The following is a 25,037-nucleotide window of genomic DNA, read 5'->3' on the forward strand; positions in this document are numbered from 1 at the left end:
TGCCTATCGCCCGACGATCAGGCCGTCTCCATCGGGGCTGACCGTCACCTTGACGTTGTCGCCGTCGGCGACTTCGCCCGCGAGCAGTTCCTTGGCGAGCGTGTCGCCGATGGCCTGTTGGATCAGCCTGCGCAGCGGGCGGGCGCCGTAGGCCGGGTCGTAGCCGCGGACCGCGAGCCAGAACCTGGCCGAATCGCTGACGTCCAGCTTGAGCCTGCGCTGCGACAAACGCTTCTGCAACTGGTCGAGCTGGATATCGACGATGTGCTCCAGCTGTTCCTCGTCGAGGGCGTGGAAGATGACCACGTCGTCCAGGCGGTTGAGGAACTCCGGCTTGAACGCCGAACGGACCGCGTTCATCACGAACTCGCGATCGCCACCCGCACCCAGGTTGGAGGTGAGGATGAGGATCGTGTTGCGGAAGTCCACGGTGCGACCCTGGCCGTCGGTGAGCCTGCCCTCGTCGAGCACTTGCAGCAGGATGTCGAACACGTCCGGGTGCGCCTTCTCGATCTCGTCGAACAGCACCACCGTGTAGGGCCTGCGTCGCACCGCCTCGGTGAGCTGGCCGCCCTGGTCGTAGCCGATGTAACCGGGCGGTGCGCCGACCAGCCGGGCGACCGAGTGCTTCTCGCTGTACTCGCTCATGTCGATGCGGACCATGGCGCGCTCGTCGTCGAACAGGAAGTCCGCCAACGCCTTCGCCAGCTCGGTCTTGCCGACACCGGTCGGGCCGAGGAACATGAACGAGCCGGTCGGGCGGTTCGGGTCGGCGACACCGGCGCGCGCCCGGCGCACCGCGTCGGACACCGCCCGCACCGCCTCGGCCTGCCCGACCACGCGACGACCCAGCTCCTGCTCCATGCGCAGCAGTTTCTGCGTCTCGCCTTCCAGCATCCGGCCCACCGGGATGCCGGTCCACGAGGACACCACCTCGGCGATATCGTCGGGTCCGACCTCCTCCTTGAGCATGACATCGCCGTCTCCCGCTGCGGCGGAGGTCTTTTCGGCCTCGGCGAGCTGCTTCTCCAACGCGGGGATCCGGCCGTAGCGCAGCTCCGCCGCCTTGCCCAGATCTCCATCGCGCTCGGCGCGCTCCGACTCACCGCGCAGCGCTTCCAACTGCTCCTTCAGCGCGCGCACCTGGTCGATCGCGTTCTTCTCGTTCTGCCAGCGGGTGGTCAGCTGGTTGAGCCGCTCCCTGGAGTCGGCCAGTTCGGCGCGCAGCTTGTCCAGCCGCTGCTTGGAGGCCTCGTCGGTCTCCTTGCTCAAAGCCACCTCTTCGATCTCCAAGCGCCGCACCGCACGCTCCACCTCGTCGATCTCCACCGGGCGGGAGTCGATCTCCATGCGCAACCGCGAGGCGGACTCGTCGACCAGATCGATCGCCTTGTCCGGCAAGAACCGGGAGGTGATGTAGCGGTCCGACAGTGTGGCGGCGGCGACCAGCGCGGAATCGGTGATGCGCACGCCGTGGTGCACCTCGTAGCGATCCTTGATGCCGCGCAGGATGCCGATGGTGTCCTCCACCGACGGCTCCCCGACCAGCACCTGCTGGAAGCGCCGCTCCAGAGCGGCGTCCTTCTCGACGTGCTTGCGGTACTCATCCAGCGTCGTCGCGCCGACCAGGCGAAGCTCACCGCGGGCCAGCATCGGCTTGATCATGTTGCCCGCGTCCATCGCCGATTCCCCGGTGGCGCCTGCGCCCACGATGGTGTGCAGCTCGTCGATGAAGGTGATGATCTGACCCGCGCTGTTCTTGATGTCCTCCAGCACGGCCTTGAGCCGTTCCTCGAACTCACCGCGGTACTTCGCGCCCGCGACCATCGCGCCGAGATCCAGCGCCACGACGGACTTGCCGCGCAACGACTCCGGAACGTCGCCCGCCACGATGCGCTGGGCCAGACCCTCGACGATCGCGGTCTTGCCGACGCCGGGCTCGCCGATCAGCACCGGGTTGTTCTTGGTGCGGCGGCTCAGAACCTGGACCACCCGGCGGATCTCGGTGTCCCGGCCGATGACCGGGTCGAGCTTGCCGGTGCGGGCAGCATCGGTGAGGTCGGTGGAGTACTTCTCCAGCGCCTGGTAGGTGCCTTCCGGATCGGGGCTGGTCACCCTTGCGCTGCCGCGCACGGCGGTGAACGCCGATCGCAGCGCGTCGGCGGTGACGCCGTACTTCTCGAGCAGCATCGCCACGTCGGAGTCGCCCCCGGCGAGACCGACCATGACGTGCTCGGTGGAGACGTACTCGTCACCGAGTTCGGTGGCCAGGCGCTGGCCGGCGGTGATAGCGGCCAGCGCCTCCCGGCCCAGCTGTGGCGAGGTGGTGGCGCCGGTGGCCCTGGGCAGCCGGTCCACGATGTCCTGTGCCTCGCGTCGCACGGTCGCCGGGTCCGTTCCGACGGCCTTCAGCAACGGCGCGGCGATGCCGTCGGTCTGATCCAGCAACGCCACCAGCAAGTGCGCCGGACGGATCTCCGGGTTGCCCGCGGCGGAGGCCGCCTGCAGTGCGGCGGTCAGGGCCGCCTGGGTCTTGGTGGTGGGATTGAACGAGTCCACGAGTCACCTTCCTCTTAGTCGATACGCACGGCGCCCAGCGATCTCGCACGATCTCCATCCGGCTCGGCACCGTTCCTAACCGTCTAACGTCGAAAAGGTTGAGTCTGTTCCGCTCAAGTCTGGTATTTCGTCGAGCCGTTCCGACGCGCATGTCCAGTACTACTCGGCATGCCCGGGCCCTGCGTGGTTACACGAGTTGCCGCCTCGCGAACTCGACGCTCATGCCCGTACGTTTCCTGCACTCGGCTCCGGCCTACGCGAAAGCGATCAATCCGACACCGCCGAATGCGGTGATTGCGCACGTCGGCGGGCTTCAGGTGCCTACGATGACCACGGCCGTCAGTCGATGCATCACTATTCAGCCCTAGTCGAGGAGCCAACGGATGCGCGCGATCGTGGTACGGAAGTTCGGAGCGACACCGGAGCTAGCCGAGATGCCGATACCCGAGCCGGGGCCGGGAACCGTGCGGGTGCAACTCCAGGCGGCCGGGGTGAACCCCTTCGACCAGCGGATGGCCACCGGAGTGCTGGACGGCAAACTGCCGCACGATTTTCCGATGATCCTCGGGGTGGACGGCGCGGGCACCGTGGCCACGCTCGGCGCGGGCGTCAGCCGGTTCGCGGTCGGCGACCGAGTGGTGGGCAAGTTCCTCACGCCGCCGGTCGGCCACGGCAGCTTCGCCGAGTACGCGGTGCTGCCCGAAGGCGGCACGCTGGTGCCGATCCCGGTCGGCGTCCCGACCGTCCAAGCCGCGGCGTTGCCGACCGCGGGAGTCACCGCGCAGGATCTCGTGGACGCCACCCACATCCAACCCGGCCAGACCGTGCTGATCGTGGGCGCCACCGGTGGCGTCGGCTCGTTCCTGGTGCAACTGGCCAATATCGCGGGCGCGCATGTCATCGCGACGGCGCGTGGCGACTCCGCCGACCAGATGACCCGGCTCGGTGCGGCCGAGACGGTCGACTACACCGCGGGACCGGTGCGCGACCAAGTCCTCGCCGCCCATCCCGAGGGCATCGACGTCCTGTTCGACCTGGTGAGCGCGCCCGAGGCGCTCGCGGAGCTGACCGCCATCGTCCGCGACGGCGGCACGGTCTACTCCACTACCTTCGCCGCCGACGAGGACGCCTTGCGCGCGCGGTCCATCAAGGGCGGCAACATCGAATCCAAAGGCAGAGCACCCGAATTGGCCCGCCTGATCCAGCGGGTCGCGGCAGGCGACGTGGTGGTGCCGATCGACGCGACCGTTCCGCTCGCTGAGGGTCCCGCGGTCATCGGCGCGCCCGGCGCGCGTGGTAAGACCGTGCTCGCCATTTGAGCACCACCCCCGGCCCCAGCGCTGGATCGATGTCCCGCGAGACCGCCCGGAGGTGTGCGTGAGCACCCGACCGCCCGAGTTCGGCTTGTTCCTGATTCCCGAAGCCGACAACTACCGGCAGCTCACCGAGCTGAGCACCTATGCCGACGTGTCCGGGCTCGACCTGATCGGCATCCAGGATCACCCCTACCAGCGCCGCTTCCTGGACACCTGGACGCTGATCACCGCCCTCGCGGCGCGCACCACGCGGGTGAGCTTCTTCCCCGACGTGGCCAACCTTCCGTTGCGCGACCCCGCGATTCTGGCGAAGTCGGTGGCCTCACTCGACATCATCAGCGACGGCCGGATCCATCTCGGGCTTGGCGCCGGCGCCTTCTGGGATGCCGTCGCCGGGATGGGCGGGCCGCGCCGCAGCGGCGGCGAGGCGGTGCGAGCCCTGGCCGAGGCGATCGCGGTGATCCGGGCGATGTGGAGCGACGAACGATCGGTCCGCGTGCCCGGCGTCTTCTACTCGCTCGCGGGCACGCACCCCGGCCCACGTCCGCGCCACCGTCCCGGCATCTGGGTCGGCGCGAAGGGACCGCGCATGCTCGAGCTGACCGGACGCCTCGCCGACGGCTGGGTGCCCTCGGCCGCGTGGGCGCCGCCGGAGTTGCTCGCCGAGGCGGGCAGGCGTATCGACGACGCCGCCGCGGCGGCCGACCGGGACCCGCTGGCGGTGCGGCGGGTCTACAACGTGTCCGGCACCATCACCGCGGACGGAGCCGATCACGGCTTCCTGGAAGGCCCGCCCGAGCGCTGGGTCGACGACCTGCTGGCACTGCACCGCGAGCAGCGGATCGACGGATTCGTCTTCTGGCCCACCGACGGGGAACCGGTCGAGCAGATCCGTCGTTATACCGAGCAGGTCGTGCCCGCGGTCCGTGCTGCCGCCGGGGCCTGACCGGCCGTCTCATCGCGACGACGCGGCGAGGGTTTCGGTGCGGCTCGTCCGCGGCGCCCCGCAGAACGGGTCAGCGACATCCGCCGTTTGCCCACCGATTACCGTTTGGCCGGGTCGAACGCTCCAACGGCGCAGCCGGACGAGGTCCGTCTTCAGCCGCGCACGGCCGGAGCGAAGGCGGAGGTACGCCTTATACACCACACGACCACGGCATTTTCGGGGATACTTGTCGGCGGGAGACCGCCGGTAACGGATATGTCCCCGGGCAGAACCGAGGGAAAGGAAGCTCGACGTCGTGGATGCGCGTTCGGCTGCGCTGGTCCGCGCCAATTTTCGTTCGGTGATCGAATCGCCGAACGGACCCGAGCGGTTGGTCAGTGCGTTCTATGGACACTTGTTCGCCGAGAACCCCCGGCTGCGCGAGTTGTTCCCGCCTGCCATGGATATGCAAGCCAAGCGGATAGCTACGGCCATCCAGTACGTGCTCGACCACTTGGAGGACTGGGACCGGGCACAGAAGTTCCTGGAACAACTCGCCCGCGACCACCGCAAATTCGGCGTCGAGGCAGCGCACTACGACATCGCCGGGCGCGCCCTGCTGGCCGCGTTCCGGGTCTACAACGGCGCGGCCTGGCATCGCGGCCTGGAGGAAGGCTGGCGCGACATCACCATCCTGATCTCGGCGTCCATGGCGATCGGCGCCAACTCCGACAAGTCCCAGCCGTACTGGGAGGCGACCGTGGTTGGTCATCGCCGGGTGCTGGAGGACCTGGCCATCGTGCGCCTGCAGTCCGAGGGGCCGGTGCCCTACCAGGCCGGGCAGTACGTACCGGTCTGCGTGCCGCAGCGCCCGAAGATGTGGCGCTACCTCTCCCCGGCGATCCCGTCCAATCCGTATGGCGAGATCGAGTTCCACGTGCGCAAGATCCGCGGTGGGTGGGTGAGCCCCGCGATCGTCAACGAAACCAGGGTCGGCGACCGGTGGCAGATCGCCGGACCGCTGGGCGGCCTGCACGTCGACCGGGACAGCGGCCGTGACGTGCTGATGATCGGCGCGGGCACCGGCATCGCCCCGCTGCGCGCACAGCTGATCGAGATGGGCCAGCGCGGCATCAACCCGCGGGTGCACTTCTTCATCGGCGGCCGCTACCCCTGCGACCTGTACGACGTGGAGAACATGTGGCAGCTGTCGCAGAGCAACCCGTGGCTGACCGTCGTGCCGGTGTGCGAGGAGAAGACCAACCCGTGGTGGTATCCGCATCCAGCGCAGGACGCACCGTACGGCATGCACCGGCGCCTGATCGGTAACCTGGGCGCCGTGGTCGCGAGCTTCGGCGCGTGGGCGGACCGGCAGATCCAGATCGCCGGATCGGCGCGCATGATCGCGGACACCCGGCGCGCGCTCATCGCCGTCGGTACGCCCGAGCAGATCATCAGCTGCGACCCTGTGTAATTGAAGGAGGCCCCGGTGGGGGATCCGAGCATGCTCGGTAACGGTGCGCATGAGGCGCCGGAGTGGACCTCGACCGTAGTCGGCCATCATCGGCTGCGGCACGATCTCGCGGTGATCCGGTTGATCGGCGAGTTCGTGCCGTTCGCCGCGGGCCAGTCGGTCGAGGTGCGGGTGCCGCAGCACCCCGATGTGCGGCGCAGGCTCTCCCCGGCGCTGCCGCCCTCGCTGGACGGCAAATTGGAGTTCCACGTGCGGACGGTGCCGGGCGGCTGGTGCAGCGGCGCGATCGTGGCCGACACCAAGCCGGGCGACGAGTGGCGGATCGGCGCTCCGCTCGGCGGGTTCTGGGTGGACCCGGACGGCGCCGAGGTGGTGATGATCGCGGGCGGCACGGGATTGGCGCCGATGCGTGCGCAGATCCTCGACCTGGCCCGTAAGCCGGAGCCGCCGCGCACCTATCTGTTCGTCGGCGGCCGATACCCGCGCGACCTGTACGCCGAGGACATGCTGTACCTGCTGGCCGGCGAATTGCCTTGGCTCACCGTGATCCCCGTGGTGGAAAGTCCGGAGGACCCGGACTGGGCGGACGAGTGGTACGAGCAGTCCCGCGTCGACATCGGCTTCCCACCCGACGACCTGCTGTACGGCACGCTCGCCGACGTGGTCGGCTCGCACGGCGCGTTCCTGAACCACCAGGTCCTGGTCTGCGGCTCCCCCGCGATGGTCCAGACCACCGTCGAGCGCCTGCTCGAAACCGGCACCCCGGCGGAACTCATCCAATTCGAAGGACTCTGAAACAGCCCGGCGCCGCAGCTTCAAAACAGCGGGTCGTGGCGGATGTTCTTGGCCAGCGTCCCAGCCGCCATGAGACGGAACTTGGTGGTCTGCACCATCGAGGGCGAACCGACGATCTGGACGTCGCGGTCGGCCCAGGCGCCGAAGCTCGCGACGACTTTGCCGATCTGCCCGGTCACCCGCGGTTCCAGGGCGGGCCACGGGCCGCGCGGCTCGTCGGGTTCCACGTGCCACCACGGATTTTCCTCGTGTTCGGTCACCGGCGTGACGGTGAGCCAGCGGTTGGCCACCGCCAGGTCGTTCAACGTGTCCAGGTCGTAGAGGTCGCACGGATGGTGGCCCCCGACGAACAAGTGCACCTTGGGATTGGTTCGCCGCTGCGCCATCGCCATGAGCTGCGCGCGCAGCGGCGCGAGGCCGGTGCCGCAGCCGACCATCAGCATCTTGCGCTTGGTGTTGCGCGGGATACCGAGTCCACCGAGCGGCGCGCCGAGCAGCCACTGGTCGCCGACGGCGGTCTGGCCGACGATGGCCGAACTGACCCAGCCGCCGAGCACGCCGCGGACGTGGAATTCGATCTCACCGTTGGCGTTCGCGGGCACGGCGGGTGAAAGATACCGCCACATGCGCGGCCGCGACGGGATCTGCACGCTCAGGTACTGGCCCGCGGCGTAGCGCATCGGCTGGTCGAGCTGCAGCCGGACGATGACCAGGTTGCGCAGCACCTCGCGCCGCTCGATGACGCTGCCCGTCCACACCGGCGGCGTGGTCTCCTTCTCCGCCGCGCCGATCATGGTGTCGGAGATGATCTTCAGGCCCTCGTCCCAGGCCCGGTCGACCTCGTCGGTCCACATCTCGGTTCCCGCGAACACTTTGACGGCCGTCTTCAACGCGGTGGCCACGGCGGTGTAGTGCGCGGGCTGCACGCCGTATTTGCGGTGATCCCTGCCCAATTGGGCGAGGAAGGGTAGGAGCTTGTCGGGCTCCTCCAACCGGTCCAGCGCGTAAGAGATCGCCTTGACCAGGCGATCGCGCTGGGAGTCCATCGCGGCCGGAAAGAAATCGCGGACGTGCGGGTAGTCGGTGAACAAGATCGCGTAGAACGATCTCGCCAGTTTCTCCGGCCCCCCATCCTCCGCAGCAACCGCCTTGAATGTAGTTCTGATCAAAGCGACAGTGCGCGAATCCATTGATATCACAACCCCATTTCGCACTCGTACACGAACCGTGCCGGCGAGTGAGGTGCTGCGGGGCCACTCGACAGCAGCCAATGGCAAGGAGTGTAGGCGAGGTTTGCCAGCTACGGAATCTTTCGATGGAACATCACGCGTGCAGTTTCGGCAAAACGAGGGCATAAAGCGAGACACGCCAGAGAAACCGACTGCAAGACGGCAGATCTGGCGCAAAATCGGCCGGATGACCGCCGAATTCGCAAGGCTCCCTTGAGATATTCCGTCCCGATCGGTCTGTTCCAGCGACCGTGGGGCAACACTGGAACTGCCGATCCGATCGCGGAACATCCGGACGCCGCCGATACCGTCGACCAATCTATGGTGGAGACGTCCAGGCGATTCGGCACGAAAATGGCGTGATTTGTACGATATACGACGAACATATCTCGGTTTACTGTCAGCAAATCAGATGGCTACCACGCCGGAATGACAAGGCCCCCGGACTCGGATCGCGATGCGCGATCGGAGGCCGGGGGCCCGATGGTGCCGTTACCGTCGGCGCCGGCTGTCGTCGCGGCGATTGCGCGGCTGCCAGACGACCAGCGCGGTACTGCGTTGCGGAGGCGAGAGATCGGGACGGTACCCCGCCCGCATCCGCTCCAGCTCCGCCGACAGCTCGGCGACCTGCTGGCGCAGCTCCTCCACCTGATTGGTCAGTTCGATGATGCGCTTGATCCCCGCGAGGTTGACGCCCTCGTCCTGGGACAGCCGCTGCACCTCGCGCAGCAGCTCCACGTCCCTGGCCGAGTAGCGCCGCCCGCCGCCCGAAGTGCGTTGCGGCGTCACCAGTCCCAGACGGTCATACGTGCGCAGCGTCTGCGCGTGCATGCCGGCCAGCTGGGCCGCCACCGAGATCATGAAGAACTCGGCGCGCGACCCGCCGGACGCGTTCTTCGGTTCAGAGGACATCACGCACCCGCCCATCCCGCACGTGGATCGAAACCACTGGACCGCTCCGCCTCCTGGTAGCGCTTGAGCGCATCCACGGCGTCACTGTCCAGCTTCTGCGGCACCGCCACCTTGACGGTGACCAGGAGGTCACCCGCGCCGCCGCCGCGCTTGGGCACGCCGCGGCCGCGCACTCGCAGGATACGGCCGTCGGCGGTGCCCGGCGGCACCTTGACGCCAACTCGGCCCTCCAGCGTGGGCACCGAAACCGTGGTGCCGAGCACCAATTCGCTGTAGCTGACCGGAAGCACCAAGGTCAGGTCGTCGCCGCTACGGCCGAAGACCTTGTCCTGGCTGACGTGAACGGTGACGTAGAGGTCGCCCGAGGGCGCCCCGCGCAGCCCCGCCTCGCCTTGACCGGCCAGCCGGATTCGTTGCCCGTCACCGACTCCAGGGGGAATCCGCACCGTGATGGTCCGTGTGCGGTTCTGGATACCGCTGCCACGGCAGTCGGCGCACGGGTCATCGATGATCGACCCGCTGCCCCGGCACTCGTCGCACGGCTCGCTGAAGCCGAACGCGCCCTGATTGCGGCTGACCACGCCGTTTCCATTGCAGACCGGGCAGACTCGCGGACTCGTCCCCGGCTTGGCGCCGCTGCCGTGACACGTGGTGCACGGCGAGGGGCTGGTCATCCGCAGCGGAACCGTGACGCCCTGAGCCGCCTCCCGGAAGCCGAGGGTCGTCTCGGTCTCCACGTCGGAGCCGCGCCGGGGGCGGCTCGAGGTCCGCGTGCCGCCCCGGTTGAACAGACCGCCGAGCAGGTCGCCGAGGCCACCGTCGCCGGCGGTCGCGCCGCCGAAGATGTCCCCGAGGTTGAACTCCTGCGAGAACCCGCCCGCACCGGAACCGAATCCGCCCCGGGTGTATCCGCCGCCCGCGAAGAGCTTGCGCGTGTCGTCGTACTCCTTGCGCTTGGCCGGATCCGACAGCACGGCGTGCGCCTCGCTGACGGTCTTGAACCGCTCTTCGGCTTTGGTATCACCAGGATTGGCGTCGGGGTGCAAGTCCCGTGCGAGCTTGCGGTAGGCCTTCTTGATGTCGTCCTGCGAGGCAGTGGAGGAGACACCCAGCTCCTTGTAGAAGTCCTTTTCGATCCACTCCCGTTGGCTCACCGAGCATCTCCTCCTCTCGCGTCCTTAATTGTCGTTCGCGCCGGCATCAACGTCCGATGCCTCTTCCGTCACCCGATCGGCGGTCTCCGCCTCGGCAGTTTCCGTCAGATCGGCCACGCCATCGGTTACCCCGACGAGCGCGTGCCGAAGCACCCTATCGCCGAAGCGATAGCCTTTGCGCATCACGATGCCGATCACCGGATCGTGGCCGGAACCCTCGTGCTGCACGGCCTCGTGCAGGGTCGGGTCGAAAGGCTCGCCCTCCGAACCGAACTCCTCGAGACCCTGCTTCAGCAGCGCGGCCTCCAGCTTGTCGGCCACCGACTTCAGCGGACCCGACTCCAGGTCGCCGTGCGCGCGCGCCCGGTCCAGATCGTCGAGCACGCCCAGCAATTCGGTGACCACCGACGCCTTGGCGGCGTCGATCGTGGCCTTGCGGTCGCGCTCGACCCGGCGCCGGTAGTTCGCGTACTCCGCGGTCAGCCGCTGCAGATCCGCGGTGCGCTCGGCGAGTTCGCCGCTGATGGTGTCGGCGAGCGCCTGAGGATCCCCGCCGTTGTCCGGTTCCGCGCCGTTGCCCGACTCCGGAGCCGGGGCCGGGGCGGCCGCGGCGCCGTTGTCCGCGGCCGGCTCGCGAATCTCCCCGGTCTCCGGGTCGATCTTCCGGTTGTCGACGAAGGTGATCGGTTCCTTCTCGGTGTTTCCCTCGCTCACTTCTTCTCCGTGTCGACCGGCTCGTCCACAACTTCGGCGTCCACGACCTCGTCATCCGACGCGGCGGTCGACGACGCGCCGTTGCCGGATGCCGCGGCATCCGCGGCCGAGGCCTCGTAGATGGCCTGGCCGAGCGCCTGCGACTCGGTCGCCAGCTTCTCCACGGCCGCCTTGACCGCCGCGATGTCGGTGCCCTTGAGGGCCTCCTTCGCCTCGGCGATCGCCGCCTCGACCTTGGACTTGACGTCCGCCGGGACCTTGTCCTCGTTCTCCTTGATGAACTTCTCGGTCTGGTGCACCAGCGACTCGGCCTGATTGCGGGTCTCGGCCTCCTCGCGGCGGGCCTTGTCCTCGGCGGCGTGCGCCTCGGCGTCCTTGATCATCCGGTCGATCTCCTCCTTGGACAGGCCGGAGCCGTCCTGGATCTTGATCGTGTTCTCCTTGCCGGTGCCCTTGTCCTTCGCGGTGACGTGCACGATGCCGTTGGCGTCGATATCGAAGGTGACCTCGATCTGCGGCACGCCGCGCGGGGCCGGCGGAATGCCGGTCAGCTCGAAGGAGCCCAGCAGCTTGTTGTGCGAGGCGATCTCGCGCTCACCCTGGAACACCTGGATCTGCACCGACGGCTGGTTGTCGTCGGCCGTGGTGAAGGTCTCCGAGCGCTTGGTCGGAATGGTGGTGTTGCGCTCGATGAGCTTGGTCATCACGCCGCCCTTGGTCTCGATACCCAGCGACAGCGGAGTCACGTCGAGCAGCAGGACGTCCTTGACCTCACCCTTGAGCACACCGGCCTGCAGCGCGGCGCCGACGGCGACGACCTCATCCGGGTTCACGCCCTTGTTGGGCTCCTTGCCACCGGTCAGCTCGCGCACCAGTTCGGTGACGGCGGGCATGCGGGTGGAACCACCGACGAGCACGACGTGGTCGATGTCGGACACCTTGATGCCGGCGTCCTTGATCACGGACTGGAACGGCGCGCGGGTGCGGTCGAGCAGGTCCGAGGTGATCTTCTGGAACTCGGCGCGGGTCAGCTGCTCGTCGAGGAACAGCGGGTTCTTGTCGGCGTCGACGGTGATGTAGGGCAGGTTGATCGAGGTGCTCTGCGAGGAGCTCAGCTCGATCTTGGCCTTCTCGGCGGCCTCACGCAGCCGCTGCATGGCCATCTTGTCCTTGGTCAGGTCGATGCCCGAGCTGGCCTTGAACTTGTCGACCAGCCACTGGACGACCCGCTCGTCCCAGTCGTCGCCACCGAGGTGGTTGTCACCCGAGGTCGCGCGGACCTCGACGACGCCCTCGCCGATCTCCAGCAGCGAGACGTCGAAGGTGCCGCCACCGAGGTCGAAGACCAGGATGGTCTGCTCCTTGTCGCCCTTGTCCAGGCCGTACGCGAGCGCGGCCGCGGTGGGCTCGTTGACGATGCGGAGCACGTTCATGCCCGCGATCTGGCCCGCCTCCTTGGTCGCCTGACGCTGCGAGTCCTCGAAGTAGGCCGGCACGGTGATGACCGCGTCGGTGATCTCCTCACCGAGGTATGCCTCGGCGTCGCGCTTCAGCTTCATCAGCACGCGCGCGCTGATCTCCTGCGCGGTGTACTTCTTGGCGTCGATGTCCACCGACCAGTCGGTGCCGATGTGCCGCTTGACGGAGCGAATGGTGCGGTCGACGTTGGTGACGGCCTGGTTCTTGGCCGGCTGGCCGACCAGTACCTCGCCGTTCTTCGCGAACGCGACGATCGACGGGGTGGTGCGCGATCCTTCCGAGTTGGCGACGACGACCGGCTCGCCGCCTTCGAGAACGGCGACGACCGAGTTCGTGGTCCCGAGGTCGATTCCGACCGCACGAGCCATTGTGTTTCCTCCTAGTTGACGTACAAATCTGTGTCGGTGCTGGGCGAACAACCGCCCTGCGGCGCCCGGAACAGACGCCGCGAGACCTCGCCCCTCGCACCTCACGGAGCACGGCCCCAGCAACACTGAGCGTGGTCGACTCAATCCTGCATCGGCAGGAGGCCGGGAGTCAACCGAAACTTGAGTCGATCACACTCAATCTTGTTGTCATGCTCAACGGGCGACCCACGCGAATAATTCCCGGACCGGGAGGCGAATGGCGCCTCGACCGCTGAACTGGGCAGAATCGGCCCCATGGACGACAGCGCGCCAGTCACGACACACTGCGGCGATGCCGGGGCCGACTACGACGTCCTGCAGTGGGACACCAGAGTGGACTGCGAAGTGCGCCAGATCCTCGACCGAGTCGCCGACAAGTGGTCGCTGCTGGTGATCGCGCTGCTGGACCAGCGCAGCCTGCGGTTCACCGAACTGAAGCGCGCTATCGACGGTGTGAGTCAGCGGATGCTCACCAAGACCCTGCGGCATCTGGAACGCGACGGGCTGGTACGGCGCAGCGTGTATCCGACCATCCCGCCGCGGGTGGACTACGCGCTCACCCCGCTCGGCGCGAGCCTGCACACCACGATCAAGGCGCTGGTCACCTGGACCGAGACGCATCAGAACGAAATCGCCTCGGCCCGTGACGCCTATGACCGCCGCGCGGCCGAGGAAGCCGCGGTCGGCGCGTGACGGTCCGGCTCGGTCCGGTCCGCGCGCATTAGGGTGGCGAGCGGGGGTCGCCTGACCTGGCCGCCCGCCGTGCGCCGCCGATCCGAGGAGCCGCCATGAGGGCCGCCGTCGTCACCGCCACCGAATTCGAGGTCGCCGAACTGCCCACGCCGCGTCCCGGGGCCGGTCAGGTGCTGATCGACGTGTCGCGCTGTGGCATCTGCGGCTCGGACCTGCACGCCCGCACGCACGCCGACGAATTGGCCGACTTGGCGGTGGCGACCGGTTACGAGCACTTCATGCGCTCGCAGCAGAGCGTGGTGCTCGGACACGAATTCAGCGGCACGGTCGTCGATTACGGCCCCGACTGCCGCAGGCGGTGGAAGACGGGCACCCCCGTGGTGGCACTGCCGATCGTGCGGCACGGCACGCAACCGCATCTGGTCGGGCTTTCGGCCGCGGCGCCCGGCGGCTACGCCGAACAGGTGGTGGTCCAGGAATCGATGACCATGCCGGTGCCGAACGGCTTGTCCGCCGAACACGCCGCGCTGACCGAGCCGATGGCGGTGGCCTGGCACGCCGTGCGCAGGGGCCGCGTCGGCAAGGGACGGACCGCCTTCGTCATCGGCTGCGGGCCGATCGGCCTCGCGGTGATCAGCATGCTGAAGGCCGCGGGCGTGCACACCGTGGTGGCCAGCGATTTCTCGCCGCGCCGTCGCGAACTCGCGACCGCGTGCGGGGCCGACGTCGTGGTGGACCCGGCGACCGAATCGCCGTGGGAGGCCGCTCCGAAGAAGGGGCGGATCAAGGGCGTCACCGACATTCTCGGCCTGGGTTTCGACACCATGGAGCGGCTCCGGCGAGTCCCCGACCTGCCGTGGTGGTATGTCTTCCGGCTGGCGCACACCCTGAACGCGGGACCGGCAGGGCCGGTGATCTTCGAATGTGTGGGCGTGCCCGGGATCATCGATCAGATCCTCACGGCGGCACCGCCGCTGTCGCGGGTCGTCGTGGTCGGCGTGTGCATGGAGGCGGACCGCTTCCATCCCGCGATGGCGATCAACAAGGAGATCGAACTGCGGTTCGTGCTCGGCTACGACCCGGGCGAGTTCCGCGACACCCTGCACATGCTCGCCGACGGAAAAGTCGATCCCACCCCGTTGATCACCGGGACCGTCGGGCTGGAAGGCGTGGCGAACGCCTTCGCCGCGCTCGGCAACCCGGACCGGCACGCGAAGATACTGATCGACCCGCGCGGCTCCGCCGTCACACCGGGCTGAGCGCTCGCCCCGTCACGGGGCGGAGGCGAGGACGTCGTCGGCGATCTTCTCGTCCAGCGTCACCCGCACGAGCGCCGCGGCGAGATCCGCGGTGTGGTGGTCCGGTGCGAGGTCGCCCAGCCGGGCGGGATCTTCCGGCAGCTGGACCCGTTTGGCGCCGCGCAGGGCCCGCTCGTCGAAGTAGGGCCGCACCCATGTCCAGATGTCCTGGACCTCTCGCAGGAAGATGTCGCTTCCGGTCGGGCCGATGCCTTGGAACTCTTGCAGCAATTCGGCGGCACGCTTCGGGTCGTTGTCCGCCTTCTTGGCGAGTTCACGCAGGTCACCGTGGTACCGGTCGAGCAAGCGCGACGCGTTCGCGCCCAGGCGGGTCGCGGTGCTCTCGTCGTACCGGCGGTAGTGCGCCCGGCCGAGCGCGTCGACCAGCTCCTGCCAGTCCGCGTCCGCGACCCGGTGCGGTGTGCGGTAGCCGTTGGCGATCAGCTCCCGTGCCGCCGCTACCGCGATCTCGGCGGAGATTCGGGTGCTGAGCAGCTGGGCCAGCATGAGCAGCTGGAACAGCGCAGACGGTTTGTCCTCGAGCGTGATACCGGCTTCCTCGGCGTATCCCGTGCCCGCCCGGACGAGCAGTTCGTGTACGACATCCTCTTGGCTCATCGTGGCCTCCTCTCGCTATCGGCGGCATACCCGCGGGCACGTCCGCTACACCGCCCGCGCGAACGCCTGTCCGGCGGACGTCTCGGTACGCCGGAACCCACCGTGGGACGGGCGCGGGTGCGCGGCGCACCAGCCAGGAGGCGTTATTCCGGCAGCAGGCTCAGGGCGCCTTCCGCGCTGCGTGCGGCGGTGAGGCAGGCGGTAACGGTGAACTGATCGGCGAGGGGATGGCGGGCGCGGGCGCGCCATTTCCGGACCGCGGCGACGGCGTGGGCGCGCTGCACCGCGGGCGCGGCGTCGATCGGGAGGCCGAGACGCAGGTGGGGCGCGATGCCCGCGCCGCCGATGAGGCGATGCAGCTCGGCGAGATCGTCCGCGGGCAAGGCCAGTTCATCGGTGCGCAGGCGGCCGAGCAGGCGTAGCTCGGCGAAGCCGTGCACGTCCGCGAGCAGCGTGCGAACCCGGGGCAGCACGCGGTCGGCCGGTGTGCCCGGGTAGGCGGTGAGCACCCTGGCCAGCGCCGTGAGCGCGGAATGCGCCTTGAGCTGATCGGCGCGCTGCCCGAACTGCACGTCGAGCACCGAGCGCAGTTCGTCGACCCCGCTGCGGCTGGTCAACTCGGCGGCGAGCGTGGCGGAATCGCGCACGCCGAGGCGAATCAGGGTGACGGCCATGCGGATACCGAACAGGCCGAATCGTTCGGCGAGCTGCGCGCGCAATTCCGGCGGCACCGGCAGCGGAACGTCGGCGCGCGCGAAGCGATCCGCCGACAGCAGCGCGGCGCTCAGCTCGTCGACGGGCAGGCTCGCCAGCGTCTCGAACGCAGCGAACTCCTGCTGACGCAACGTCGCCGCGGCGAACGCGAGCAGCCCCGCGACCGGGATCACGGCCTGGCACAAGCCGGTTCGCTCGAGTTCCCCGGCGAAACGCGCCGCGACCTCCCGCGCCGAGTGCAACGCGTCGATCCGGCCCGCGCCGATCTCGTCGGCGCGGGATACCACGCCGACGATGCCGAGCGGACCTGCCGAGCCCGGACCACCGTTGGCCGCCGCGGTCCCCGCACCCACGCGCTCGAGGAACGACACATCCGCCGCGTCCAGCCTGCGCAGCAGATACACGACCGCGTCGGCGCCCGGGATGGCGATGCCCCGCTCCGCCCGCTCGTCGTCCTCCCCGGGCGTCAACAGCCGCGCGGTGCGCCGGGACACCTCCCGCGACAGCGACGAGGTCCCCGGCGTATCGATGATGGTGGTGTGCGCGAGCGCCGCCGCGGGCCATTCGACCTCGAGGTGGTCGACCTCGCGCGGCATAGGGGCGTTCCAGTTGAGCCGATCCAGGTCGAAAGTCAGCCCGTGCGTTCCGCTCCCGCGCCGGACCACGACATGCGCGCGGGCGCCATCCGCGGCGTACGCGGTCACGCTCGGGGTGGAGCCGTACCGGTACCAAGTGACCACCCTGGTGCACTCGGTCGCATCGGTCGGGGCGATGTCCTGCCCGACAAGGGAATTCAACAGCGTCGACTTGCCCGCCTTGATCGAACCGGCCAGCGCCACGCGCAACGGCTGGTCCAGTCGGCGGGCGCAGTCGGCCAGCAGCGCGCGCGGCCGCGGTTCGCTCGCCAGCGCCGCCTGCGCCGCTCCGACCAGCCGATGCGCCTCGGCAACGATGCTCGGCACCGTGCCACCTTCACGTATCACGGAGCTACCGTACCGGCGGGTCCCATCGGTAGTGCGGTCTGCATGGCATCGGCATATCGGCGCAGCTCGGCGACCACGCGCAGCTGCTGTTCGAGCTGTGTGCCACGCTCGGCGCGGCGGGTGGTGACCATGGTCGCCGCCTCCTGCGCGCCGCGCAGCGACTCATCGATCGAGCGGAGGCTGCGCTCGGCGACACCGGCGTAGTGATCGCGCAGCGCACGGTGGATGCGGTGCAGGCGATCCTTCGACTCCTTGCCCGCCTGGAACGCCACGTCGTCGACGAAGCGGCGGACCGCCGCCTTCGCCTCGTTGCGCCGCTTGGCCAGCCTGGCCTGCTTGTCGTCCCGGAAGGCTTTGCCGCCGACCACGAGTCCCGCACCGATCGAGATCGGGTTGAGCAGCGCGAGCCCGGCGAAGGTACTGGCCAGCCCCACCATCAGCACGCCGCCGTAGGAGCCGCGCATGCCGACGAGCAGCTTGCTGCCGAAGCCGATGTCGGGTTCCAGATCGGCGAGTGTGCCCGAGATGGCGCGGCCGGTGTCGGCGCGCAGGCCGGGCCGCACGTCCGGCAGGTCGACCGCGCCCACCTCGGAGAAATGCTCGGCGACCCGCTCGGCGAGCTGGATCGCCCGTGCGTGGGTCCACAGCAGGTTGTCCCCGAGCGCGGTGTCGACCGTGCCGGTGAGGTGTTCGGCGATGCGATCCCAGTGCCGGCCGGGATCGTGCTCGTCGATCCATTCCTCGGTGGTCCGGGCGATGGTGCGCAACCGGTCGCGCAGATCGTGGTCGACATCCCCGGCCAAGTCGGTGATGCCGTCGGCGAGGGTCTGCTGCCACGTGGCGGTTCTGCGGTGCAGTTCCTCGGCGGCCGCGCGGGCGGATTGCAGCTCCCGCACCGCCGCCGCGCCTTGGGCCGGATCGCGCACAGCGACCAGCTCGCTGCCGAGCGCGAGCGCGAGATGTTCCGCGGCGGAGCGGATATCACGGGCGACCGCCGCACGGGTGGCCAATTGGTCACGTGCCACGACTTGGTCGCGCAGGAATTGGTAGAGCACGCCGAAACCGGATTCGATACCCAGCTGGCTGTCCTGCAACTGCATCGCGTGGCTGCGCAACAGCGCCGACACCGGAATTGTCGGCACGTCGAGGCGGGCCCGCGCGAGATGGCCCAGGTCGGCTTCGTGCACCTGGCGCCAGTGCGGGTACAGGTCGGTCTTGGTGAGCAGCAGCGCGACCGTCGGGCACAGCTCGCGCACTTGGCGCAGAAAGGCAAGTTCCGGCTCGGTGAGCTCGGTCGACGCGTCCGACAGCACCAGCACCGCGTCCGCGGCGGGCACCAGCCCGAGGACACCCGCGGCGTGGGCGTTGCCGTGCCCGCCCACGCCGGGGGTGTCGATCAGGACGATGCCGTCGGCGAGCAGCGCATTGGGAATCTGAACTTCGAGCCGCACGATCCGCCGCCCCTGCGCGAGCGGGGATCGCGGCTCGATCGCACCGATCTCCGCGATCGGCACGGCGACTCTGGTCTCCACGCCACTGGAGTCGCCGTGCGCCGCGAGCACCAGCTCGGCTCGCGGCTCGGGGCCGTGCGACAGCAGCATCGGCACCGTGGTGGTGGCGTCGTCGCCGACCGGGCAGATGTCCAGGTTCAGCAGCGCGTTGACGAAACGGCTCTTCCCCTGGTCCAGCTGCCCGGTGACGACGATGCGCCTGCGCGGGTCACGGACCCGGTCGGCCGCCACCTCGAGGCGGCCGACCAGATCGTTGCGGCCCGCGGCGCGCGCCGCCGCGATGGTCTCACCGAGTACCGATAGCAGCGGTACCGCCGGTGGTGTGGCGTTCGGCGCGGGCGTCCCCATCGCGGTATGGACCTCTTTCCGTCGAACCGGTCAACTGTCAGTGCAGGAAAGTGTCGCCTGTCAGGTCGGCACCCGCCGAACCGGAGAGATCCGTGTTCGCGTGCACGTCACCGAACAGGCCCGCGTCGGTCTGCGCACCCGTGGTGCTGTCCAGACCCGAACCGAAGGCACTCGACACGTCCAGCGAGGACCAAGTGTGCGCGGTCGAGCCGACGCTGCCGCCGAGACCCGCCCCGGTGTCCACCGCACCCTGCGTGGCGCCGCCCACCGAGCCGCCGAGCCCGGCGCCCGCGTCCGCCGCGCCGCCGACGGTCGAGTTCAGTCCGCCGCCGAGCCCGGATGTGGTGTCGAGGCCCGCGGACAGGCCGGAGGTCGCGTGCGTACCGGCATCGATACCGCCGCTGATTCCGCTGTCGAGGCTCGAGCCCCACTGCGCACCGGCGCTCGACGCACCCTCGAGCCCGCCGGACAGGCCGCCGCTCGCGTTGCCCGCGGCGCCGAGGCCCGTGGACAAGCCGGTCTCCAGACCCGCACCCGCCTGCGTCCCCGCCCCGATCGCGCCGTCGATTCCGGTGGACAAGCCGGATCCGAGTCCGGCGCCCGCCTGGGCGCCCCCGTCGAGTCCGGCGGACAGGCCGGTACCGAGCCCGGCACCCGCCTGAGCACCAGCGTCGAGACCAGCCGACAGACCCGTACCGAGCCCGGCACCCGCCTGAGCACCAGCGTCGAGACCAGCCGACAGACCCGTACCCAGTCCGGCACCCGCCTGCGCACCAGCGTCAATGGCGCCGCCGAGCCCGGTCTCGAGACCGGAGCCGGCGTGCACCACGCCGTCCACGCCGCTGGACAATCCGCCGCCGAGACCCAAACCCGTTTCCAGCCCGGTCGTCGCCTCGCCCGCGGCATCGAACGCCGCGCCCAGTCCGGATTCCAGTCCCATCCCGAGCTGTCCTCCGGTGTTCAGCGAGCCATCCAGGCCCCCGCCCAGTTCCGCGCCGGTGCTGACGGCCGCGCCGAGCCCCGTCGCGAGCCCGGTCTCCAGACCCGCCGTCGCCTGCGTTCCCAGGTTCCCCGCACCACCGATGGCAGAGGAGAAGTTGCCACCGAGTCCGGTGCCCGAACCCTGCGCGGCGGTATCGATTCCGCCGGTGAGCCCGCTCGTCGCCTGACCTCCGGCCTCGAGCCCGCCACCGATCCCTGTCGACAAACCGGTCTCCAATCCGCCGCCGATCTGCGCACTGGCGTCCGCGGCCCCGTGCAATCCGGTCGACGCCCCCGCACCCAGGTCCGTCCCCGCCTGCGCAGCACCACCCAGCGCCGCATCCAAACCGGTGGTCAAACCACCGGCCCCATTCACAGCACCTTCCAAACCCGCACCGAGGCCAGCCTGCCCCGCACCACCGAGACCAGCCGAGAAGTCGGTCGCCGCACCCGCCGCACCCTGAAGTCCCGCGCCCAAGCCCGTGGTCAGGTCGGCGGCACCATCCACAGCGCCCTCGAGACCCGCGCCAGCCTGCCCGCCAGCGCCCAGCGCCGCATCCACACCGGTGGTCAATCCACCGGCCCCATTCACAGCACCTTCCAAACCCGCACCGAGGCCAGCCTGCCCCGTGCCGCCGAGACCAGCCGAGAAGTCGGTCGCCGCACCGCCAGCACCCTCAAGTCCCGCGCCCAAGCCCGTGGTCAGGTCGGCGGCACCATCCACAGCGCCCTCCAGGCCCGTCCCGAGGCCAGCCTGCATACCAGCACCGAAGCCCGTGGTCAACCCGCTCGCCGCGTCCACGGCACCCTCCAGACCTGCGCCAGCCTGCCCGCCAGCGCCCAGCGCCGCGTCCACACCCGTGGTCAAACCACCGGCCGCATCCACAGCGCCTTCCAAACCTGCACCGAAGCCAGCCTGCCCCGCAGCATCGAGATCAGTGGTCAAGTCGGCTGCTCCCCCAACAGCGCTCTGAAGTCCGGCGCCCAAGCCGGTGGTCATGTCCATGGCGCCGTTCACCGCGCCACCGAGACCGGTGTCGATGCCCGCACCAGCCTGACCGCCAAGAGCGCCACCAATGCCGGTAGACAATCCGGCCGCGGCATCCACGGCACCATCCAGACCAGCATCGAACTGCCCACCGGCACCAAGCCCCGCGGTCAAGTCGGTTGCCGCACCCACGGCACCATCGAGTCCCGCGCCCACGCCCGTGGTCACATCCGCGGCACCCTCCAGACCCGCGCCCAGACCGGTGGTCACGCCCGCGGCGCCATCTACAGCGCCTTCCAGACTCGCGCCCAGACCGCTCGTCGCACCGAAGGCACCCTCCAGGCCCGCACCCGCCTGCGCACCGAGGCTCCCGGTCACGTCAGTTGCCGCACCAACGGCACCATCGAAACCTGCGCCCAAGCCCGTGGTCGCGCCCGCGGCGCCATCCAGAGCACCATCGAGGCCGGCCCCCAGACCAGTCGTCAAGCCGGTCGTCGCATCCACAGCTCCCTCCAGGCCCGCACCGAGGCCGGTGGTCACGTTCGCCGCGCCGTCGACAGCCCCTTCCAAGCCAGCGCCCAGACCCGTGGTCACGCCCGCCGCGCCATCGACAACGCCGTCCAGACCCGCACTCAGGCCGGTCGTCGCGTCCGCCGCGCCCTCGAGGCCCGCTCCCAGACCGGCTCCCGCCTGCACGCCGAGCCCGGCGGTTAAGTCACCGGCCGCACCGACAGCACCCTGAAGACCTGCACCCAGGCCCGTGGTCAGGTCTGCCGCACCACCGACGGCGCCTTCGAGCCCACCGCTGAGGCCGGTCGTCAAGCCGGTCGTCGCGTCGATCGCGCCACCCAGACCTGCACCCAGATCGGCACCCGCATGCGCACCGGCACCAAGACCCGCGGTCAAGTCAGTGGCCGCGTCCACCGCACCTTCCAGGCCCGCGCCCAGGCCGGTCGTCAAACCGGTCGTCGCATCTACCGCGCCCTGCAGACCTGCGCCGACGCCTGCACTCAGATCCGCACCCGCCTGTGCACCGGCGCCCAGTGCGGCGTCTACACCCGCGGTCAGACCGGTTGCCGCGTCCACGGCGCCTTGCAGTCCGGCGCCGAGACCCGTGGTCAGGCCCGCGGCCCCGTTCACCGCACCTTCCAGACCCGCACCCAGGCCGGTCGTCAAACCGGTCGTCGCATCCACCGCTCCTTCCAAGCCGGCGGAAAGGTCGGCGCCCGTGCCGATGGCGGCGTCGATGCCGGTGGACAGGCCGGTCTCCAGGCCCGCGCCGATGTTCCCCGCGCCTTCCAGGCCGGTGGACAGGTCGAGGTCGGCGCCGCCGCCGATACCGCTGATCACCTGGGCGCCCGCGCCGAGCAGGCCGCCTACGGCGGCGGACAGGTCGGCGCCCGCGTTCACTACGGTGTCGAGTCCGGCGGCCAAACCCGCTCCCAGACCTGTGCCGATTTCGAGGCCGGTGTCGATGGCGGTGTCCAGACCCGCGCCCAGGTCGACACCCAGACCTGCGCCGATTTCGAGGCCGGTGTCGATCGTGGTGTCCAGACCCGCGCCCAGGTCGACACCCGTGCCCACGCCGAGATCGACGCCGGCGCCGCCGCCCGCACCCACACCGAGGTCGACGCCCAGGTCAGTGCCCAGGTCCACACCAGCGTTCGCGACCGCGGCCGCGCCAACGGTGCCCGCCGCGCCCACCGCGGCCGCCGCACCGGTCTGCGCGCCCGCCGCCACGATGGCCTGCAGCTGAGAACCGCCGGTGACCAGCGCCGACTCGGCAACCATCGGAGCGCAGAGGGTGATGTCCTCCGGGGTCACCGCGCTCAGCCCCGCGGCGGCCAGCGCCTGGGTGGGATTCGCGCAGTAAGCGACCGCGGCCTCTTCGTTCCGCAGCAGATTGAGGATGAACTCCAGAATCGCGTTGGGTGTCATGAGAATCGTCTCCTGAGATCCGGCGGACCTCGATGATCCGCAGTCGTTGGAATGCAAATCACGCTAGGAGCGCATCCCGTTACGCCGAAACGGGGCGAACCCCTACGACCGGCCGGGGGTACTCGGTAGGGGTGAAGGCGAAATTAGGGGAATTACCCCAATCCTTCCCCTAACGAAGTAACGGCTGATGACCAGCAACCGAAAGACCGGTTGCGTCGGCGTGGCTCCAACGCCTGCGCACCCTCTCGGAACTACACAGCAGCGACACCGGACCAGACAGCTTTTCGAACGGGGTTCTCGAATGACACAGCGCCTGGCGCTCGGCATTACTGTCGGGGCGTCGAATTCGGTCGCCGTGGCGGCAACGGAAGATGGCGACGACGGGATCGGCCCGTCCGGCGGCGGTTACCTGCGCACGCATCCGAGCGTGTTGCGGCTGTCGCAGGACATGGCGCCCACTTTCGGCTCGGGTGCTCGCGCCACCGGCCGCCATTCCAGTGACGTCCTGTTGGAGGGCTTCCTCGCCAGGGTCGGAGACCCGGTGGCCATCCTCGCCGAGGACGGCTCCTCGTATTCCGCGCCCGACCTGGTCGCCACCTCGATCGGGTGCTTGATCGACGAGATCGCGGCCGACACAGGACAATCCGCCACCGAGGCCATCGTCGCCTGCCATCCGGCCTGGTGGTCGCGGCACACCGTCGAGATCCAGCGCAACGCACTGGAGCGGGCCGGGCTCGGCGACGTGACCCTGGTTCCGGAGCCCACCGCGGCGATCCGCTGGCTGGACGCGGCGCACGGCAGGACCGGCGACGGCGCGGTGGTCGTCTACGACCTCGGCGCGACCGGGCTGACCGTCTCGGTGGTGCGCACCGGCGAGCACGCCAGCCTGCTCGGCACGCCGTTGCGCAACACCGATGTGGCCGGTGCGGAATTCGATCTGCTGACCATGCGCTATGTCCTGGCAAATGCCGCGCTGGCCGCGGATTTCGATCCGTTCGATCCGGTGGTGGAGCGCGAATTGGCGGCTTTGCGCGAGCGCTGCAGAAAAGCGAAAGAAGAGCTTTCCATAAATACCGCGACCGTCGTTCCGGTCCGGTTGGATCCCGCCGACCCGCGCGGCAGCACCGTTCGGCTGGTGCGCGGCGAACTGGAGGACCTGCTGCGCGGACCGGTGACCAGTTCGATCGATCTGATCCGCGACGCGGTACACCGCGCCGGACTCGAGATCGGTGATGTCGGCCGGGTCCTGCTCACCGGCGGTGGCGGTGCGATCCCCCTGGTCGCGGAATTGATCTCGTCCGAGTTCGGGCTGCCTGTGGTCGCCGCCCCCGACCCGGAGCACACCACGGCACGCGGCGCCGCGCTGCTGGCCGCCGATCTGCTCGCCGCCGAGACGGATCAGCTTCCGCTGGTCGCCCCGGACGCCGAGGACGAGACCGTGCCCCAGCCCAGAGCACTCCCCGCACCCAGAATCGCGGCGCTGCCGGAGCTGCCGGAGGATCGCCCGGCACGCCGTCGCACGCCGATGAGCAGGCGGCGCGTCGCCGTTGTCGCGGGTGCCGCCGTCGCCATCGGCCTGCTGGCCAGTGGGACGCTCGCGATCGGCACCGGTATCCAGTCGGGCCCGAGCCATCCCGCCTCGACCGAGCAGTCGACCACCGGCGCGGCACAGGTCGCCGCGACGACGGGAGCGCAGCCGGGCGATCCGTCCGCTCCCGCGACGGGTGTCGCCGCCACCGACTCCGCGCCGTCGACGCGCCGTCCGACAACCAGCGCTTCGCAAGCAGCAGGTTCACCCTCGTCCGCCGCCGAAGGCACCACCGTCGCCGTTGAGAACAGCGAGCAAACTCCCGGCCAGCCCGCCCCTGCGGAATCCCCTGGTCGCGGAATTGATCTCGTCCGAGTTCGGGCTGCCTGTGGTCGCCGCCCCCGACCCGGAGCACACCACGGCACGCGGCGCCGCGCTGCTGGCCGCCGATCTGCTCGCCGCCGAGACGGATC

The 25,037-nt window shown here is 69.5% G+C and carries 17 protein-coding genes; 7 read left to right on the plus strand and 10 right to left on the minus strand.

The genetic code is table 11. From position 1 onward, the window contains the following. Positions 1-3: 3 nt before the first annotated feature. On the minus strand, positions 4-2,559 hold the full coding sequence (gene clpB / locus ACWPXK_RS13405; RefSeq protein ID WP_454196371.1) for an ATP-dependent chaperone ClpB: 2,556 nt from the start codon (positions 2,557-2,559) through the stop codon (positions 4-6). A gap of 383 nt (positions 2,560-2,942) precedes the next feature. On the opposite strand from clpB, the gene ACWPXK_RS13410 reads away from it, so the two are divergent. From ACWPXK_RS13410 to ACWPXK_RS13425, 4 genes are all read left to right on the plus strand, one after another. Further along, on the plus strand, positions 2,943-3,878 hold the full coding sequence (locus ACWPXK_RS13410; RefSeq protein WP_454196372.1) for an NADP-dependent oxidoreductase: 936 nt from the start codon (positions 2,943-2,945) through the stop codon (positions 3,876-3,878). 58 nt (positions 3,879-3,936) lie between these two features. Continuing rightward, positions 3,937-4,821: an LLM class flavin-dependent oxidoreductase gene (locus ACWPXK_RS13415; RefSeq protein WP_454196373.1), complete on the plus strand. Its 885-nt coding sequence runs from the start codon at positions 3,937-3,939 to the stop codon at positions 4,819-4,821. Positions 4,822-5,116: 295 nt separating this feature from the next. Continuing rightward, positions 5,117-6,274 (plus strand): FAD-binding oxidoreductase, encoded by a 1,158-nt coding sequence (locus ACWPXK_RS13420; protein ID WP_454196374.1) that lies wholly within the window; start codon positions 5,117-5,119, stop codon positions 6,272-6,274. Between the two features lie 30 nt (positions 6,275-6,304). Beyond that, complete coding sequence (locus ACWPXK_RS13425; RefSeq protein ID WP_454196452.1) at positions 6,305-7,069, plus strand: FAD-binding oxidoreductase; 765 nt, start codon at positions 6,305-6,307, stop codon at positions 7,067-7,069. A gap of 20 nt (positions 7,070-7,089) precedes the next feature. Here the strand turns inward: ACWPXK_RS13425 and ACWPXK_RS13430 are convergent, their stop codons facing one another. The 5 genes from ACWPXK_RS13430 to dnaK all read right to left on the minus strand — a co-directional run bounded on the left by ACWPXK_RS13430 (position 7,090) and on the right by dnaK (position 12,925). Next, positions 7,090-8,259 (minus strand): globin domain-containing protein, encoded by a 1,170-nt coding sequence (locus tag ACWPXK_RS13430; RefSeq protein ID WP_454196375.1) that lies wholly within the window; start codon positions 8,257-8,259, stop codon positions 7,090-7,092. Positions 8,260-8,790: 531 nt separating this feature from the next. Next, positions 8,791-9,210, minus strand: coding sequence for a heat shock protein transcriptional repressor HspR (locus ACWPXK_RS13435; protein ID WP_454196376.1), 420 nt, complete (start codon positions 9,208-9,210; stop codon positions 8,791-8,793). Continuing rightward, a complete protein-coding gene (dnaJ, locus tag ACWPXK_RS13440) occupies positions 9,210-10,364 on the minus strand; it encodes a molecular chaperone DnaJ (protein WP_454196377.1) in 1,155 nt (384 codons plus the stop codon). The genes ACWPXK_RS13435 and dnaJ overlap by 1 nt, the downstream gene beginning before the upstream one ends. Positions 10,365-10,388: 24 nt before the next feature. Beyond that, complete coding sequence (grpE, locus tag ACWPXK_RS13445; protein WP_454196378.1) at positions 10,389-11,078, minus strand: nucleotide exchange factor GrpE; 690 nt, start codon at positions 11,076-11,078, stop codon at positions 10,389-10,391. Then, positions 11,075-12,925 (minus strand): molecular chaperone DnaK, encoded by a 1,851-nt coding sequence (gene dnaK / locus ACWPXK_RS13450; protein WP_454196379.1) that lies wholly within the window; start codon positions 12,923-12,925, stop codon positions 11,075-11,077. Before dnaK ends, grpE begins: the two co-directional genes overlap by 4 nt. A 294-nt stretch (positions 12,926-13,219) precedes the next feature. Between dnaK and ACWPXK_RS13455 the strand changes: the two genes are divergently transcribed. After that, entirely contained in the window at positions 13,220-13,657 is a 438-nt protein-coding gene (locus tag ACWPXK_RS13455) for a winged helix-turn-helix transcriptional regulator (protein WP_454196380.1), read from the plus strand. A 95-nt stretch (positions 13,658-13,752) separates the two neighbouring features. Further along, positions 13,753-14,916, plus strand: coding sequence for a zinc-binding dehydrogenase (locus tag ACWPXK_RS13460; RefSeq protein ID WP_454196381.1), 1,164 nt, complete (start codon positions 13,753-13,755; stop codon positions 14,914-14,916). A 12-nt stretch (positions 14,917-14,928) separates the two neighbouring features. On the opposite strand, the gene ACWPXK_RS13465 is transcribed toward ACWPXK_RS13460, so the two are convergent. From ACWPXK_RS13465 to ACWPXK_RS13480, 4 genes are all read right to left on the minus strand, one after another. Continuing rightward, entirely contained in the window at positions 14,929-15,573 is a 645-nt protein-coding gene (locus ACWPXK_RS13465) for an endonuclease (protein WP_454196382.1), read from the minus strand. Between the two features lie 143 nt (positions 15,574-15,716). Then, positions 15,717-17,249: a dynamin family protein gene (locus ACWPXK_RS13470; RefSeq protein WP_454196383.1), complete on the minus strand. Its 1,533-nt coding sequence runs from the start codon at positions 17,247-17,249 to the stop codon at positions 15,717-15,719. Between the two features lie 17 nt (positions 17,250-17,266). Then, complete coding sequence (locus ACWPXK_RS13475; protein WP_454196384.1) at positions 17,267-19,129, minus strand: dynamin family protein; 1,863 nt, start codon at positions 19,127-19,129, stop codon at positions 17,267-17,269. 37 nt (positions 19,130-19,166) lie between these two features. Further along, complete coding sequence (locus ACWPXK_RS13480; protein WP_454196385.1) at positions 19,167-23,036, minus strand: beta strand repeat-containing protein; 3,870 nt, start codon at positions 23,034-23,036, stop codon at positions 19,167-19,169. 301 nt (positions 23,037-23,337) lie between these two features. Here ACWPXK_RS13480 and ACWPXK_RS13485 point away from each other — a divergent pair. Further along, positions 23,338-25,037 (plus strand): Hsp70 family protein (locus ACWPXK_RS13485; RefSeq protein ID WP_454196386.1); only part of this gene is annotated, 1,700 nt, incomplete at its 3' end.

This window comes from Nocardia sp. Marseille-Q1738 (assembly GCF_965283145.1).

What these genes read in the sequence shown, in the direction of transcription:
- ACWPXK_RS13480 (WP_454196385.1), bottom strand. Translation starts at nt 23,036, where the DNA reads ATGACACCCAACGCGATTCTGGAGTTCATCCTCAATCTGCTGCGGAAC.
- ACWPXK_RS13435 (WP_454196376.1), bottom strand. Translation starts at nt 9,210, where the DNA reads ATGTCCTCTGAACCGAAGAACGCGTCCGGCGGGTCGCGCGCCGAGTTC.
- ACWPXK_RS13460 (WP_454196381.1), top strand. Translation starts at nt 13,753, where the DNA reads ATGAGGGCCGCCGTCGTCACCGCCACCGAATTCGAGGTCGCCGAACTG.
- ACWPXK_RS13455 (WP_454196380.1), top strand. Translation starts at nt 13,220, where the DNA reads ATGGACGACAGCGCGCCAGTCACGACACACTGCGGCGATGCCGGGGCC.
- ACWPXK_RS13410 (WP_454196372.1), top strand. Translation starts at nt 2,943, where the DNA reads ATGCGCGCGATCGTGGTACGGAAGTTCGGAGCGACACCGGAGCTAGCC.
- ACWPXK_RS13465 (WP_454196382.1), bottom strand. Translation starts at nt 15,573, where the DNA reads ATGAGCCAAGAGGATGTCGTACACGAACTGCTCGTCCGGGCGGGCACG.
- ACWPXK_RS13425 (WP_454196452.1), top strand. Translation starts at nt 6,305, where the DNA reads ATGCTCGGTAACGGTGCGCATGAGGCGCCGGAGTGGACCTCGACCGTA.
- ACWPXK_RS13475 (WP_454196384.1), bottom strand. Translation starts at nt 19,129, where the DNA reads ATGGGGACGCCCGCGCCGAACGCCACACCACCGGCGGTACCGCTGCTA.
- ACWPXK_RS13430 (WP_454196375.1), bottom strand. Translation starts at nt 8,259, where the DNA reads ATGGATTCGCGCACTGTCGCTTTGATCAGAACTACATTCAAGGCGGTT.
- dnaK (WP_454196379.1), bottom strand. Translation starts at nt 12,925, where the DNA reads ATGGCTCGTGCGGTCGGAATCGACCTCGGGACCACGAACTCGGTCGTC.